The sequence below is a fragment of the Longimicrobiaceae bacterium genome, assembly GCA_035936415.1.
Classification (GTDB): domain Bacteria; phylum Gemmatimonadota; class Gemmatimonadetes; order Longimicrobiales; family Longimicrobiaceae; genus JAFAYN01.
This window is the reverse complement of record DASYWD010000040.1, coordinates 1-15,370: the sequence shown is the minus strand read 5'-3', so window position 1 is coordinate 15,370 and position 15,370 is coordinate 1. Positions and strand designations below refer to the sequence as shown.

At 73.2% G+C, this 15,370-nt stretch carries 15 protein-coding genes; 5 read left to right on the top strand and 10 right to left on the bottom strand.

Annotated elements, in window-relative coordinates; translation table 11 throughout:
- Together VGR37_01630 and VGR37_01625 are read left to right on the top strand one after the other, a co-directional pair.
- A partial coding sequence (locus VGR37_01630) for a transglycosylase SLT domain-containing protein (GenBank protein HEV2146097.1) occupies positions 1-1,343 on the top strand: 1,343 nt, incomplete at its 5' end.
- 263 nt (positions 1,344-1,606) lie between these two features.
- The gene (locus VGR37_01625) at positions 1,607-2,770 is read left to right on the top strand and encodes a S8 family peptidase (protein ID HEV2146096.1); all 1,164 of its coding nucleotides are present in this window, start codon (positions 1,607-1,609) and stop codon (positions 2,768-2,770) included.
- 73 nt (positions 2,771-2,843) lie between these two features.
- On the opposite strand, the gene VGR37_01620 is transcribed toward VGR37_01625, so the two are convergent.
- Entirely contained in the window at positions 2,844-3,065 is a 222-nt protein-coding gene (locus VGR37_01620) for a hypothetical protein (GenBank protein HEV2146095.1), read from the bottom strand.
- Positions 3,066-3,234: 169 nt separating this feature from the next.
- A complete protein-coding gene (gene mpl, locus VGR37_01615) occupies positions 3,235-4,665 on the bottom strand; it encodes a UDP-N-acetylmuramate:L-alanyl-gamma-D-glutamyl-meso-diaminopimelate ligase (protein HEV2146094.1) in 1,431 nt (476 codons plus the stop codon).
- Positions 4,666-4,805: 140 nt separating this feature from the next.
- On the opposite strand from mpl, the gene VGR37_01610 reads away from it, so the two are divergent.
- The 3 genes from VGR37_01610 (at position 4,806) to VGR37_01600 (ending at position 6,126) form a co-directional block, all read left to right on the top strand.
- A complete protein-coding gene (locus tag VGR37_01610; GenBank protein ID HEV2146093.1) occupies positions 4,806-5,300 on the top strand; it encodes an FKBP-type peptidyl-prolyl cis-trans isomerase in 495 nt (164 codons plus the stop codon).
- Positions 5,301-5,322: 22 nt separating this feature from the next.
- On the top strand, positions 5,323-5,760 hold the full coding sequence (gene arfB / locus VGR37_01605; GenBank protein ID HEV2146092.1) for an alternative ribosome rescue aminoacyl-tRNA hydrolase ArfB: 438 nt from the start codon (positions 5,323-5,325) through the stop codon (positions 5,758-5,760).
- 108 nt (positions 5,761-5,868) lie between these two features.
- On the top strand, positions 5,869-6,126 hold the full coding sequence (locus VGR37_01600) for a GlsB/YeaQ/YmgE family stress response membrane protein (GenBank protein ID HEV2146091.1): 258 nt from the start codon (positions 5,869-5,871) through the stop codon (positions 6,124-6,126).
- A 106-nt stretch (positions 6,127-6,232) separates the two neighbouring features.
- On the opposite strand, the gene VGR37_01595 is transcribed toward VGR37_01600, so the two are convergent.
- The 8 genes from VGR37_01595 to VGR37_01560 form a co-directional block, all read right to left on the bottom strand.
- Positions 6,233-7,195 carry an EamA family transporter gene (locus VGR37_01595; protein HEV2146090.1) on the bottom strand — a complete coding sequence of 321 codons (963 nt, stop codon included), beginning with the start codon at positions 7,193-7,195 and terminating at the stop codon, positions 6,233-6,235.
- Between the two features lie 81 nt (positions 7,196-7,276).
- Positions 7,277-7,951, bottom strand: coding sequence for an HAD family hydrolase (locus tag VGR37_01590; GenBank protein ID HEV2146089.1), 675 nt, complete (start codon positions 7,949-7,951; stop codon positions 7,277-7,279).
- Positions 7,951-9,495 (bottom strand): FAD-dependent oxidoreductase, encoded by a 1,545-nt coding sequence (locus tag VGR37_01585; protein ID HEV2146088.1) that lies wholly within the window; start codon positions 9,493-9,495, stop codon positions 7,951-7,953. Before VGR37_01585 ends, VGR37_01590 begins: the two co-directional genes overlap by 1 nt.
- Positions 9,496-9,915: 420 nt before the next feature.
- Positions 9,916-10,203: a hypothetical protein gene (locus VGR37_01580; GenBank protein ID HEV2146087.1), complete on the bottom strand. Its 288-nt coding sequence runs from the start codon at positions 10,201-10,203 to the stop codon at positions 9,916-9,918.
- 67 nt (positions 10,204-10,270) lie between these two features.
- The gene (locus VGR37_01575) at positions 10,271-12,133 is read right to left on the bottom strand and encodes a glycoside hydrolase family 15 protein (protein ID HEV2146086.1); all 1,863 of its coding nucleotides are present in this window, start codon (positions 12,131-12,133) and stop codon (positions 10,271-10,273) included.
- Positions 12,134-12,240: 107 nt separating this feature from the next.
- Positions 12,241-13,743, bottom strand: a complete 1,503-nt coding sequence (locus tag VGR37_01570; protein HEV2146085.1) for a hypothetical protein — start codon at positions 13,741-13,743, stop codon at positions 12,241-12,243.
- A gap of 98 nt (positions 13,744-13,841) precedes the next feature.
- Complete coding sequence (msrB, locus tag VGR37_01565; protein ID HEV2146084.1) at positions 13,842-14,258, bottom strand: peptide-methionine (R)-S-oxide reductase MsrB; 417 nt, start codon at positions 14,256-14,258, stop codon at positions 13,842-13,844.
- A 75-nt stretch (positions 14,259-14,333) separates the two neighbouring features.
- Complete coding sequence (locus VGR37_01560) at positions 14,334-15,314, bottom strand: lipid A deacylase LpxR family protein (protein ID HEV2146083.1); 981 nt, start codon at positions 15,312-15,314, stop codon at positions 14,334-14,336.
- Between the last annotated feature and the right edge of the window lie 56 nt (positions 15,315-15,370).

Sequence of the window (15,370 nt, the reverse complement as noted above, 5' to 3'; positions counted from 1 at the left end):
CCATCGAGCAGCGGCGCGAGCTGCGCCTGCTCCAGGGGCGCGCCTGGTTCGACGCCGGACGCTACGACGACGCCGAGGCCGCGCTCCGGCGGCTCCTGGACTCGCCCCCCGCCGTGGCCGCGCCCGCCATGTACCTCCTGGGGCGTGCCCAGTACCGGCAGGGGAACCGCCGCCAGGCGCAGGCCACCCTTCTCCGCCTGGCCGAGCGCTTCCCCAGCTCCCGCCAGGCCGCCGACGCGCTCTTCCTGGTTGCGGACCTGAGCCACGACGCCGGGGAGACGGCGCGGGCCCGGACGCTCTACCGGCGGCTGGCGCGGGAGCACCCGGGGACCGGGCGCGCCGGGCTGGCGCTGATGCGGCTGGGGGGGATGGAGTTCCTGGAGCGCGACTACGCCGCGGCGCAGGCCGCCTGGGACGAGGCGCGGCGGACCTTCCCCTCCGGGAGCTACGGCACCCAGGGCGCCTACTGGTCCGGGCGGGCGCTGGAGGCGCGCGGCGACTCGGCCGGCGCGGCGCAGCGCTACCGGGAGGCGCGGCAGCGCGACCCGCTCTCCTACTACGCCCTCCAGGCGGCGGAGCGGCTGGGGGAGCCCTTCTGGCCCATCCCCCTCGCGGAGGCCCCCGCGGACGAGCCGGAGGCCCGCACCCGGGTGGAGGAGTGGCTGCACACGCTCGACCTTCTCCGCGCCGCCGGGCTCCACCGCGAGGCCGAGGCCGAGGCGGACCGGCTCGTGGCCCGCGCGGGAGACGACGCCGCCCTGCTCTACCCGCTCGCGGAGGGGCTGATCGAGCGCGGGTACACCGTGCACGGCATCAACCTGGGCTACCGCCTGCACCGGGAGGCGGGGCGCTGGAACCCGCGCCTGCTGCGCATCGTCTACCCCTTCCCGTACCGGGAGATGATCGCGGCGGAGGCCCGGGAGCGGAAGCTGGACCCCTTCCTGGTGGCCGCGCTGATCCGGCAGGAGTCCACCTTCAAGGCGCGGATCGCCTCGCCGGTCGGGGCGCGCGGGCTCATGCAGATCATGCCGGAGACGGGTCGGAAGATCGCCCAGGCGGCGGACATCCGGCAGTGGGACCCGGAGATCCTCTACAACCCGGAGATCAACGTCCACATGGGCGTCCGCTACCTGGCCGACCAGATGCGCGAGTACCGGGGGAGCCTGCCCTCCGTCTTCTCGGCATACAACGCCGGACCGACGCGGGTGGAGCGATGGAAGCGCTTCCCCGAGTACCGGGACGAGGAGCTGTTCACCGAGCGGATCCCGTACGAGGAGACGCGGGACTACGTGAAGATCCTCACCCGCAACATCGCGATCTACCGGGCGCTGTACGGAGCGTAGCCGCTACGCCCGCCGCCAGGCCAGCGCCGTCTGCTGCACCATTCTGTAGCGGCACCGCTCCCGGCGCACCATTCCTGGCAGCGGGCGCGCCGCGCTGCAAGGAAGGCAAAGACCTGGCCCGCCTCCACTTACCGCGCCCGCAATACTTGGCTTGTTCCATGCTGTAGGGTCTGCATACGGCGCTTCCACGCGCCGTGGTCCGGCCTGCCCGCCTCCCGGCCGCGCGGTCTTTCCGATCCCCCCTACTCCACCGGAGGTCGTACATGCGCCCGTTCCGTCCCGCCCTGCTCGCCGTCTCCGTCGCGGCACTCGCCGCCTGCTCGGACCAGGGGCCCGTCGCCACGGCGCCCGTTTCCGCCGGGCCCGCGCCGCTCCTCGCCGCCTCCGGCCGGGCGATCGAGGGCTCGTACGTGGTCGTGCTGAAGCCGGGCGCCGATCCGCGCTCGGTGGCCGCGGCCGCGGGGGTGAGCCCCCGCTTCGTCTACGCCGCCGCGCTGAGCGGCTTCGCCGCCGAGCTTAACCAGGGGCAGCTCGCCGCGCTGCGCCACAATCCCGCCGTGGAGTACGTGGAGCCCGACCAGGTGATGACCGCCGCCACCACGCAGAGCGGCGCCACCTGGGGGATCGACCGGATCGACCAGCGCAACCTGCCGCTCTCCGGCACCTACACCTACACCGCCACTGCGTCCAGCGTCCGCGCCTACGTCCTGGACACCGGGCTCCAGCCGGGCCACCCGGAGTTCGAGGGGCGCGCCCAGAGCGTGTACAACGCCATCTCCGGCGAGACCGCCGACGACTGCAACGGGCACGGCACGCACGTGGCCGGCACCGTGGGCTCGAAGACGTACGGCGTGGCCAAGAAGGCGCAGCTGCGCGGGGTGAAGGTGCTGAACTGCAGCGGATCCGGCTCCACCTCCGGGATCATCGCGGGGGTGGACTGGGTGCGCGCCAACGCCCAGAAGCCGGCGGTGGCGAACCTGTCGCTGGGGGGCGCCTACTCCGCCTCGCTGAACACCGCGGTCGACAACCTGGCGAGCTCCGGCGTCTTCGTCGCCGTCGCGGCCGGGAACAGCAACGCCGACGCCTGCAACTACTCGCCCGCCAGCGCGGCGTCCGCGTACACCACCGCCGCGAGCAACAGCGACGACACCCGGCGCTCCACCTCCAACTACGGGAGCTGCGTGGACGGCTTCGCCCCCGGAGGGTCGATCACCTCCACCTGGCTGAACGGCGGCACCAGCACCATCAGCGGCACCTCCATGGCCTCGCCGCACGTGGCGGGGGTGGCGGCGCTGTACAAGGCCACCTACGGCGACGCAGCGTCCTCCACCATCGACACCTGGATCAAGAACAACTCCACCACCGGCGTGGTGAAGAACGTGCCGAGCGGGACTCCGAACCGGCTGCTGTACAAGGCCGGCCTCTGAGCACGGGGCCGGACGCGGGACGGGGCCGCGGCGTGTGCCGCGGCCCCGTCGTCGTCGTGCCCCCGCGCCGGTGCTACTCGGAGCGCGCGGGAGGCACCGCGGCGTCCAGCTGCTTGCGGAGCGCGTGGACCGCGCTGCGCAGGTGGTTGCGCGGGGGAAGGAGGTGGTCGCGCACCACCAGGCGGTCGCGGATGGGCAGGCGCGTGGCCTTGCCGACCGCCAGGTCGAGCTGCTCCATGGCCTGGCTCACCATCTCCAGGACCTCGTCCATACGTTCTTCCGCGGTATCGCTCATTCTACTGCCTCTCCCGGTGGATCGACGCGCGTGACTGCCGGAATGTTGCGCCCGCTCACGCGCCCCGCCAGCCGCAGCACCGGCAGTAGCCGCCACCTTCGGGCCAACCTCCGCACCATGTCGCCTGCCGTACGATCCGCACCGGGACGCCGGTGTGCAGAACCCGCCCCTACCCCGCGCCCGTGCCCACCGCGTCCAGCAGCTTCTGGTGGATCCCCCCGAAGCCGCCGTTGCTCATGACCAGCACCACGTCCCCATCGCGCAGCTCCGGCGCCAGCCGCCGCACGATGTCGTCCGCGGCGGGGATGTGGTCCGCCTCCTTCCCCTCCGCGCGCCACCCCTCCACCATCCGGTGCGGGTCCAGCGCGGTCTCCGCGGTGTAGCGCTCCGGGTGGAAGAGCCCCGCCAGGACGATGGTGTCCGCGTCCGCGAAGGCGCGCTGGTACGCATCCTGGAATTCCCGCCGCTGCGCGGTGTAGCTGCGCGGCTCGAACACGGCCACGATCCGGCGCCCTCCGTACCGCTGCCGCACCGCGGCGATGGTCTCGCGCACCGCCGTGGGGTGGTGGGCGAAGTCGTCGATCACGGTGACGCCGTTCACCTCCCCCCGCACCTCCATCCGCCGACGCACGCTGCGGAAGGTGCGCAGCCCCGTGCGCACTCCGTCGCGGTCCGCCCCCACCGACTCCGCCGCCGCGATCGTCGCCAGGCAGTTGCGCACGCTGAAGGCGCCGGCCAGCGGGGTCTCCACCGTCCCCCAGGGCTCGCCGTCGTGCACCACGTCGAACCGGGTGCCCTGCTCGCCGAACTCCACGTGCAGCGCCGTCCAGCGCGGGTGGCCGCCCCCGGCCGCCGTGGGGTCGCCGTACCCGAACGACTGGATGGGGGCGAAGGAGCGCCCCGCCAGCTCCCGGACGATGGGCGAGTCCCACCCGGCCACCAGCGTCCCGCTGGAGGGGATCAGGTTGATGAAGCGGGCGAAGGCGAAGCGGTACGCCTCCTCGTCGCGGTAGATGTCCGCGTGGTCGAACTCCACGTTGTTGACGATGGCGGTGTCCGGCAGGTAGTGCCACATCTTGGGGCCCTTGTCGAAGTACGCCGTGTCGTACTCGTCCGCCTCGATCACGAAGTGCTCCGAGTCCGTGAGGCGGAAGGAGGTCCCGAAGTTCTCCGCCACCCCGCCGATCAGGAACGAGGGGTTGAGCCCCGCGCACTCCAGGGCCCAGGCCAGCAGCGACGTGGTGCTCGTCTTCCCGTGCGTCCCCGCCACCGCCAGCGAGGTGCGGCCCCGGATGAACTCCTCCTTCACCGTCACCGCCGCGGAGGTGTAGGGGATCTTCTCGTCCAGCACCGCCTCCAGCTCCGGGTTGCCGCGGGAGATGGCGTTCCCCACCACCACCAGGTCCGGCCGGGGGCGCAGGTTGTCCGGCGAGTACCCCTCGCGGTAGGGGATCCCCAGCTCCTGCAGCTGGGTGGACATGGGCGGGTACACGTTCTCGTCGGAGCCGGTGACGGTGTGGCCCGCGGCCTTGAGGAGCCCCGCGAGCGACCCCATGGCGGTTCCCCCGATGCCGATCAGGTGGTAGTGGCGCGGCTCCATCTGCAGCTCCAGCGTTGCGGTGTGTGGGCGAAGCGGTCCGCTGAGCCTCCGCGAACCGTGTGCCGCCGATGGCGGCGGCACTATATTGGCAGTGCCCTACGCGGCCAGCAACCGCGCCGATCTCTCTCCGGAAGGAGCGCATGACCAGGAACACCATTCTCGCGGTGGCCGTCACCGCCGCATCCGCCATCGCCCTGTCCGGGTGCCTGGACACGACCGATCCGCTCGGCCCGGTCCAGCAGTGCACGCTCAACCCCGCCGCGGAGCCGAGCGTCGCCGGGGACACTCTCACGCTGGAGCCCGGGCTCCGCTACATCCAGCGCACGGCGGGCCAGGGCCCGACCGCGAAGACCGGCAGCACCCTTGACGTCTGCTACGTGGGCCGCTTCACGAACGGAGAGGCATTCGACGCCAACATCCTGCCGTCCGGCGGGCTGCCGCCGGTGACGATCGGCAGGGGAGACTACCTCCCGGGGTTCGAGCGCGGATTCGTGGACATGGGCGTGGGAGGAGTCCGCAGGCTGATCATCTCCCCGGCGCTGGCGTACGGCGACAGGGAGGTCCGGGGCGGCAACGTGGTGATCCCCCCGAACTCCACCCTGGTGTTCGACGTGCAGGTCCTGCGGATCCGTTGAGCCCGCACCGGGAACGCCGCGCATGAGCGACGACGGGCTCCTCTCCGTCACGGACGACCTGTGGGTGCCTCGCGCGGAGCTGGACTTCCGCGCGTCGCGCTCCGGGGGACCGGGCGGGCAGCACGTGAACACCTCGTCCACGCGGGTGGAGCTCGCGTGGGACGTGGCGGGCTCGCCCTCGCTCACGGAGGCGCAGAGGGCGCGGATCCTGGACAAGCTGGCGAACCGCATCAGCGGCGAGGGGGTGCTGCAGCTGGCCGCCAGCGAGCACCGCAGCCAGCACCAGAACCGCGAGGCGGCGGTGGAGCGATTCGTGGAGCTGCTGCGCGGGGCGCTCCACGTCCCCAAGCCCCGGAAGAAGACGCGCCCCACCCGCGCCTCGCGCGAGCGGCGGCTCCAGGCCAAGAAGCAGCGCTCGGAGACCAAGCGCATGCGCGGCCCGGTGCGCCGCGACGAGTGAGCCGGCCGCCCCGCAGCTCCCAAATCGGCATCGCTCTTGCACTTGGGCGGCGCGGCGGCCGCGAGGGCGGCCGCCGACGCTGATTACTCGAAAATTGCCGAGGAAGCCATGGGAATCATCTGGATGATCATCATCGGCCTGATCGCCGGCGCGATCGCCAAGCTCATCATGCCGGGGCGGGATCCGGGTGGCATCATCGTGACGATCCTGCTGGGTATCGCCGGCTCGTTCGTGGGCGGGTTCCTGGCGAACATGCTGGGGATGGGCGATGGGGACGGCACGGCGGGTCTGATCGGCTCGATCATCGGCGCGATCATCCTGCTGGCCCTGTACCGGATGATCGCCAGCCGGCGCCGCACGCTCTGACGCCGGTTCCGGGCAGGACTCGCGAGCGGGGCCGTCCTCCGGGGCGGCCCCGCTTCGCGTTCCCGGGAGACGGCAGGCTGCTTGTACGCGACCGCGGCGCCGGGAGTCAGCGGCGGGGGTCGGCGCGTACGAGCAGCACCCCGGAAAGGGTCACCACCACTCCCAGAAGCGCCAGCGGACCGGGGCGCTCTCCCAGCCAGAGCGCGCCGGTGGCGAGCGCCACCAGCGGGGTGAGGTTGGAGAAGATGGAGGTGCGGGTGTTGCCGATCTTCTCCACCCCCCGGTACCAGATCAGGTACGCCAGGCCGATGGAGAGGAGCGCGGAGAAGAGGAGCCCGCCCCACGCCTCCGCCCCCACGACGTCCCAGTCCTGCCCCGCGAGCCCGGGCACGCCGAAGGCCACCAGCCCGATCGTTCCCACCCAGAGCGTCCAGGCCGTGGTCCGCACCGAGCCGTACTTCTGCACGACGGGGCGGGCGCCCACGGTGTAGAGCGCCCAGGCGGCCGAGGCGCCGAGCAGGATCAGGTCTCCGGTGAGGACGCGCGTGTCGGCGTGGAAGGTGATGGCGCTCCCCGTCACCAGCCCCACTCCCACTACCGCGAGGAGCGCGCCGCCCCAGGTGCGCCGCCCCGGCGTCTCGTGCCCCGTCACCGACGAGAGGAAGGCGGTGAACACCGGGGTGAGCGCCAGCATCAGGCTGGCGTGGCCGGCGAGCGTGCGGTCCAGACCCAGGATGAACGCCATCTGGTAGACCACGTTCCCCAGCAGCCCCAGCGCCACGATGCGGGGGACGTCCTTCCGTTCCGGGCCCGCGAGCGGCCCCTGCGCCCGCAGCACCACGAACACGAACGCCGAGGCGATGGGGTAGCGCAGCGCGTTGAAGGCCAGCGGATCGAAGGCCTCCAGCGCGCGCTTCACCACCGCGAAGTTCACCCCCCACACGAACACCATCAGCGCCAGCGCCGTCTCCGTCCACCCCCAGGGCGGAACGGGGCCCGTGGCCTCGGCTCCCAGCGTGCCGTCCACCCCCTCGCCGTCCGCGGCTCCCTCCACTGCCATGCGTGCCATCCGTCTCCCGTGCTACTCTCCCGAAAAACAGGGGAGGAGGATGGCTCCCCCTCCCCCGAACCGCTGGCCGCGCGCGGGGCCCTACCCCTCGCCCCGCCCGACCGGCGACTCGTCGTAGTGCTCCAGAAGATCGGCGGGATCGTCGTAGATGGCAACGGCGCCGCTCAGTTCCTCGTCGCCCCAGCCGCCGGAGCGCACCGCCACGATGCGGACGCCCCCCCGGGTGGCGGCCTCCACGTCGTACGGCGTGTCACCCAGCATCACTACCTGCTCCGCCGGGAAGCCCGCGTCCTCCAGGGCGGCGTGGACGATGTCCGGGTCCGGCTTGGACTCCTCCACCTCGTCCGCGGAGGTGGCGTCCTGGATCAGGTCCCGGACCCCGGCGCGCTCCAGGAGCCCCTTCACGTCGTCCTTCCCGGCGGAGGTGGCGACCACCAGCTTGACCCCGTCGTCGCGCAGGCGGTGCAGGAGCGCGCGGGCGCCGCGGGTGGGCTGCAGCCCGGGGAGGTAGCGCTCGCGGAAGATCTCCCCCTTTCGCCCGTCCAGCTTCGCCCCCTGCTCGCTCTCCTTCTCGAAGCCCCACACCTCGGGGATCAGCTTGTCGCCCCCCATCCCGATCCGCCGCCACACCTCGCGGAAGGGCGGCACCTCCATCCCCAGCTCCTCCGCCGCGTCCAGGAACGCCTGCGCGTGGGCGTCGTTGCTGTCGACGAGGGTGCCGTCGATGTCCAGGATCACCGCGCGGATCCGCGCCATCAGTGCACCCCTCCTTCCACGTGCCGCAGCGGGGTGGGCGCCGGGCCGTTCAGCACCTCGCCCGTGGGTGCGAAGCGCGAGCCGTGGCACGGGCAGTCCCAGCTCCGCTCCTCGGTGTTCCAGCTCACCACGCAGCCCAGGTGCGTGCACGTGGCCGAGCGCTCGTGGAGGGTGCCGGCCTCGTCCCGGTACGCCGCCACCTTCTGGCCGCCGCGCTGCAGCACGGCGCCGGTGCCGGGGGCGATCTGCTCCGCGGAGCCCACCTCGCCCCCGCGCACCCAGTCGGTGTACTGCACCGCCACGTCCAGGTTCTCCTTGAGGAACTCCCGGACCGAGTCCACCGAGAGCGTCACCCGCGCGGGGTCGTACAGCGACGCCCACGGGTTGTCGCGGCCCAGCACGAGGTCGCGGATCAGCATCCCCGCGATCACGCCGTGCGTCATCCCGTGCCCGGAGTCGCCGGTGACGACGTAGACGTTCTCCATTCCGGTCCCCGGGTCGCGGCCGATGAAAGCCATGTAGTCGGCGGGCTCCATCACCTGGCCGGACCAGCGCCAGCGCACCTCCTGCACGGGGAAGCGCTCCCGCGCCCACGCCTCCAGCCGGGCGTAGCGGGCCTGCGCGTCGTCGGCGTGCCCGGTCTTGTGGTCCTCCCCACCCACGATCAGCACCTCCTCGCCCCCCGGGGTGCGCTGCAGGCGGACGTAGTGGTACATCTCCCGGGTGTCCCAGTAGAGCGCGTCCTTCACCGAGCCGGGCGGCACCGTCGCGCCCACGACGAAGGTGCGGTAGGGCGCCTGCTTGGTGTGGATCGAGACCCGGTCGCTGATGGGCGAGTTGGTGGCGACCACCACCGCGCCGGCGCGCACGGTGAGCCCGTCGTCGGTGCGGACGCTCGGCTCCGCGCCGCCCTCCACCTCGCTCACGTGGGTCCCGGTGAAGACGCGCCCCCCCGCGGCCTGGACCGCGCGCACCAGCCCGGCCACGAACTCGAGCGGGTGGAAGCGCGCCTGGCGGGGGAAGCGGAGGCAGGGCCCCGTGTCGAAGGGGGCGCCCGGGGCGCGGGGGAGCCGCTCCACGTCGGTGAACCCGGCCCGGTGGGCGGCGGCGAGCTCGCGGTCCAGCAGCTCGGGTCCGTGCTCGGGCCCCAGGAAGAGGTAGCCGTCCAGCGGGACGTAGTCGCAGTCGATCCCCTCGGTCCGCGCGATCTCCCCCACCCGCTCGATGGCGGCCTGGTGGCTCTCGTACGCCAGCCGGGCGCCGTCGCGGCCGTGCACCTCCTCCAGCACCTGGTAGCGGTCGTCCAGCGCGCTGGAAAGGTGGGCGGTGGTCTGCCCCGTCTCCCCGCCGCCGACCGCGTTGTCGTCCAGCACCACCACGCGCCGCCCCTCCTTCGCGAGGTGGTAGGCCACGGACATCCCGGCGATCCCCGCCCCCACCACGCAGACATCGGCCCGCACGTCCTCGCGCAGCGGGGCGAGCTCCGGCTGCGGTCCCCCCGTCCCCTCCCACACGGACACCGACCGCTCGGACGACCTGGTCATCGCTGGCTGCCTCCCGTTCCTGGTTCTACACGCACCGGGCGCCGGTGCATCGGCGGGGGGGGCGGCACTGCAATGTTGGTTCCCGGGGAAGGGCTACATACCGGGTGGAGGGCCCCCTCTCCCCCCGGCCCCCTCTCCCCCGCAAGCGGGAGAAAGGGGGAGAACGGCAACTGCCGTTCGGCACCCACGCGGAGGTGGCGACCGGGAGGAGGTGGGGTGCTCCCGGAGGAATTCAAGCTGTCTGAGCGAAGCGAGTGCTCGCAAGCGAGTCCCTTCGGGTTCTTGAATTCCGGAGGGAGTACCCCGCCGACGACCCTGCGCGCCTTGGCCCCGGATCCGCCGTTCTCGTAGTGAGCGCCGACGAAAAAAAGCCCTTCCCCGGATCCGGGGAAGGGCTGCAGGCCTGGGGGCGCCGGTCCGCTACCGCGTCGGCGTCCCGGTCCGTGCGTCCGTGGGAACCGGCCCGGCGCCGGCCCTGCCGGGGCGCGCCATCCCCTCCCAGCCGCAGCGGGGGCACCAGCGGCGCTGCAGCTGGCCGAAGCAGAGCCACGAGCAGGCGCGCCCCACCGGCCCCATGCGGAGGAGGAGGGTGTCGCCGTCGCACTCGCTGCAGGTGGAGTCCGCCGGGAGGAGGAGGTAGATCATGACCACCGCCAGCACCAGCTTGGCCCCGAACGCGACGAAGAGGAAAAGCAGGTAGTACAGCATGGTACAGCGCCTCGCCGGGGGAATCGCTCCGGTGGATGGTCGGCCGATGCAGGGGCCGGGCCAGGCGTCAGCCGGGGCGTTCCGCCGCGGCCCGGCAGTCCAGCGCCACGCCCAGGGCGCGGGCGGCGTCGATCAGTCCCACGTGGGTGAACGCCTGGGGGAAGTTGCCCAGGAACGCGCCCGTGGCCGGGTCGATCTCCTCCGGGAAGAGCCCCACGTCGTTGGCGCGCGACGCCATCCCCGCGAACACGTCGCGCGCCTCGTCCACCCGGCCGCAGCGCGCCAGCGCGTGCGCCAGCCAGAAGGTGCAGATCCCGAAGGCCCCCTCCCCCCCGCCCACCCCGTCCGGAGTCTCCTCGGCGAGGTAGCGGAAGACGAGCCCGTCCTCCGTAAGTGTACGCAGCACCGCGTCCACTGTTCCTCGCACCCGCGGGTCCTCCGGGGGGAGGAAGCCCACGATGGGAAGGAGGAGCGCCGAGGCGTCCAGCACGGGCGAGCCGAAGCTCTGCGTGAACGCGCCCTGCCGCCGGTCGTACCCCCGCTCCAGCACCTCTGCGCGGATCCGGGCCCGCTCGCGCGCCCAGCGTCCGGTGTCCGCCTCCAGCCCCAGCGCCTCCGCCAGGGCGAGCGCCCGGTCGAGCGCCACCCAGCACATCACCTTGGAGTAGGTGAAGTGGCGCTCCGGGCCGCGCACCTCCCAGATCCCCCGGTCGGTGCCGCGCCAGATCCCGCACACGTAGTCGGCGACGCCGCGGAGCCAGGCCCACTGCGCGGGCGCGGGGGGCTCCCCGATGCGCGCCAGCTCCCGCGCCGCGTCGAGCAGCTCGCCGTAGATGTCGAGCTGGCGCTGCAGCGCCGCGGCGTTGCCGATCCGCACCGGCGCGGAGCCGCGGTACCCATCCAGGTGCCCCAGCGTGTACTCCGTGAGGCGGGTCTCACCGCGCAGGCCATATACCACCTGGATGCGGGACGGGTCGCGGTGCTGGGCGGCGGCGCCCTCCAGGAAAGCCAGGAAGTCGCGGGCGTCGCCGGGGTGCCCCAGCGCCAGCAGCGCGCGGGCGATCATGCTGGAATCGCGCACCCAGCAGAAGCGGTAGTCCCAGTTCCGGACCCCGCCGATCTCCTCCGGGAGCGAGGTGGTGGGCGCCGCGGCGATGGCGCCGCTCCCCTCGTTGGTGAGCAGCTTGAGGACCATCCCCGAGCGCAGGATCAGCTCCCGCCACGCCTCCGCGCCGGGGGGCACGCCGCAGCTCCCCGCCCACGCCTCCCACCAGCGGAGCGCGTCCTCCAGGTGGTGCTCCGCCGTCCACGCCACCGGGTTCGGGTCGGCGCCGCCCCAGGCGCACGCCAGGTTGAACCCCTCCCCCGCCCGGAGCGGCACCCGGGCTCGTGCGGAGGCGCCTTCCAGCGAGAATGGGACGTCCTCCGGGAAGCCGGCGAGCGCCAGCTCGTACCGCGGCGACCGCGCCACCACCACCTGGCCCTCGCGCCCCAGGACCACGTCCTCGCGGGCGTAGTTGGGGCGCGGGGTCCACTCCACCTCCGCCTCCACCTCGCCCTCCACGCACCGCACGTGCCGGACGATGGAGTGCGACGACTCGCTCCGCCCCTCGGCGCTCCCCTCGCGGATGGGGAGGAAGTCCGTCACGTGGAGTACGCCCCCGGCCCCGCGGAACTCGGTCCGCAGCACGGCGGAGGGGCCCAGGTAGCGGCGGGTGACGGAGGCCTCGCCGGCGGGGGCGATGCGCCAGCGCCCCCCGCGGCGCGCGTCCAGCAGCGCGGCGAAGACGCTGGGGCTGTCCAGGTGGGGAAGGCAGCACCAGTCGATGGAGCCGTCCCGCGCCACCAGCGCGCAGGTGTGCCGGTTGCCGATGAGGGCGTAGTCGGAGATCGGACGGTACGCGCCGTCCGGCCGTTGGCTCACGATCATGGCGGCGCGAGCCAGGCAAGAAGCGCTCCGGGCGCACTACGCGACGACGCCCCCGCCGGAGCTTCCGGTGGGGGCGCCGCCGCCGTCGGGGGCCGATTTCCCGTCGCCTATCGTTCACCCGCCCGGTGCCGTCCGACCGGGATGGAGACGGAGACCTGGTGCACGTACACCCGCTCCTCCTGCAGGACGAGCGGCCCGCCCGGTGCCAGCAGGACGTCGGAGCCCATCAGCATGACCCCGTCCGCCGCCCGGATCCCGCCCCAGTCCACCCCCGGCCTCCCGGTCCCGGCCGTCATCCGTCCCACGTAGCGGACCTCCAGCTCCGGGAACTTCACCCCCAGCCCCCAGGTGGGCGTCCACTCCAGCCAGGCCTCGTCCTGCTGGCGGCGGATGTCGCGGACGTGGTCCTGCTGCTTCAGGCGGTAGTCGATGGAGCGGAGCTGCAGCCCGAGCTGGAAGCCCAGCCGCTCGGCCTCGCGCCCGACGCCCATGCGCACGATCGCGTTGTTGAAGCGGAAGTCGTTCTCCACCGTCTTTCCCCCGGAGGGGATCGTCGCGCCGCCCGGGGTGCGCACCGCGGTGTCGGCCTCCGCCCAGGTGTCGCTCCACGCCGGCTCGTACACCAGGTCGATCCCGTACGTGGCGGGGCCGTCGGTGCGCGCGAACGCCACGCCCAGGTTGTAGACCTGCGAGTTTCCCGGGTCGCGCGGGATGTTCGCCAGCTCGTAGTTGGGGATCTTGGGGTGCGACTTCCAGTTCCCGGTGAGGATCAGGCCGAGGCGCGCCCCCTCCTCGCGGAGCGGCTGCACCGAGCGGAGGTGGACGCCCCAGGTGTCGGTGTGGTCCAGGTTGGACTCCGTCCGCACCCGGGAGATCCCCTGCCGGAGCACGGGGTCCCAGCTCCAGTCGAGGTACCGCGCCTCGTGCTCCATCCGGAAGCGGTTGTGGACGAGGACCGCCTCGAACGAGGCGCCGCCGCCCGTCTCTCCCGACACCCCCAGCCGGTAGTCCAGCATGTGTCCGCCCTGGTCGATCCGGCCGGCCCCCGGGTACAGCAGGTGGACACCGTCCACCACCCCCAGGTCCGCTCCGAACACGCTCGCTCCCACCGCGACGCCACTCCGGGGGAGCTTCCGCCCCAGCATCCCGAAAGCGTAGCGGTTGTACTCCGACCGCTCGCTCAGCCGGGAGGGGGCGGGGATCAGCTCGCCGGGGACGAACCCACGGTTTCCGCGCTGGTTCTCGATCTGCTGGAAGGCGAGGAGCGCGCCGCCGAACCAGCGGCTGGAGCCGAAGAGCGCTCCCGCCGGCAGGGTGCGCCCGGACCCGTTGTCACCCGAGACGTTGTAGAGCGTCGGGGAGCCGAAGAAGGGCGTCCCCCGCACCAGGCTCCCCCGCGCCGGGTTGCTGAAGGGGTCGTTGAGCGTGTCATCCAGGGCGATCGAGAGCCCGCCCATCCCCAGGTTGCGCGCGGGGAAGACCAGGAACTGGTCCCCGGTGGCGATGGGCACCGTCTTCAACGAGATGAGCTGCGCCGAAGCGGCCGCGGGGAGCGCGGCCAGGACCAGCAGGGGGACGACGCGCAGGGACAGACGTGACGATGGGATCATCGCAGCCTCCTGGCACGGGTGGTTGGCGGGCCGCCCCCGGGTGCGGGGACGGCATCCACCCGTAGGACGACCCGGGGCGCCTTCCGGTAACGCGCCCCTCAGCCCCCTTCGCGGTCCAGCTCCAGCGATGCCGAGTTGATGCAGTACCGCAGCCCGGTCGGACGGGGGCCGTCGTCGAACACGTGCCCCAGGTGCCCGCCGCAGCCGCTGCAGAGCACCTCCGTCCGCACCATCCCGAAGGTGGTGTCGGTCTCCGTCTCCACCACCTCCCCCGAGGCGGGGGCGTAGAAGCTGGGCCAGCCGCAGTGCGCGTCGAACTTGGTCTCGGAGCGGAACAGCTCCTGGCCGCAGCCGGCGCAGCGGTAGACGCCCGGCTCCTTCGTGTCCCAGTACGCGCCGGTGAACGGCGCCTCCGTCCCCTTCTCCCGCAGCACGTGGTACTGCTCCGGCGTCAGCTCCGCCCGCCACTCCGCGTCGGTCCTGGCGGTCCGGCCGGTCTTCTCGCTGGTGTCCACGACGTTGCCTCCTGGTACCGGTATCTCTCTTCCCCGCTCGCTGTTACACCGCAAGCTCCCGGCCGCTCCCCCGGGTCAGCGGGCGCGCTCGTAGGCGAGGACGATGCTGCTGTACCGGTGTGCCGCCGGCTCGGTGCGGTACTCGCGGCCGCGCGTCACCACCCGGAAGGCGGCCACGACGCCCCCCGCCCGCACCCCGAGCCCCACCTCCCACTCGCCCACGAGCGGCAGCTTCTCCACGCGGGCGCTCGGGCGGAAGGTGTTGCCGTCCAGGAACAGGTTCCGCAGCACCCACTCGCCGCGCGCCGCCCAGGTGGCGTACACCGCCACCCGCGGCTCCCGTGCCCCGCCGCGCGCCCACGGGTGCGGCACTCCGGACCCCGCCTGCGCCTCCACGCCCGCGCTGGCGCCGGTGAGCACGTTCCCCGCCGCAACCCCCCAGCGCGGCACCACCGTGAGCGCGCGCACCCCGCGCACCCGCGGCTCCGCCACGAGCCGCGCCCCGCCCAGGCGCACTACCACCCCCGGCTCGAAGCCGAGCTGCCCCGCCCACCCGGTGGGCTCCCAGTACCCCGCCGCGTCGTGGAAGCGGGTCTGCACCGCCTCCCCCAGCGAGGGCGGACCGGTGACGCCCACCTCCACTCCCAGCGTGCGCTCGCTCCGCGGGTGCAGCACCCGGGCGGTCCCGGCGGCGTAGAGCCAGCCGGCGTACGGCCGCTCGCCCGGGAGCGAAACGGGGGCGTCGCGGCGGGGCGTGTAGATCTCCTGCCCCACCTCCAGGCGACTCGCCAGGCACGGCGCCGCGGCGCCCCGCCCACAGGGCCGCAGCCCCGCTCCCAGGCGCTTCCCCCAGAGCGGCGCCGCGTCGGCGTCCACCGTGACGCGCATGCCGTGGGTGTAGTCGTGGTCCGGCCGCGGGAGCGGGAGCCAGAAGTTGAACGCGTCGTTGTCCGCCGCCACCTGCACGGAGCGCACGGGCGACTGCGCGTGCGCAGCGGCCGGGAGCGCGAGGAGCGCCGCCAGGGCGGCGACGAGGATCGTCGGGGAGCGCTGCAAAGCGGAGGATGGTGCGGGAGTGCGGGAAGCGCGGGTTCCGCCAGGGACGGCGCGGG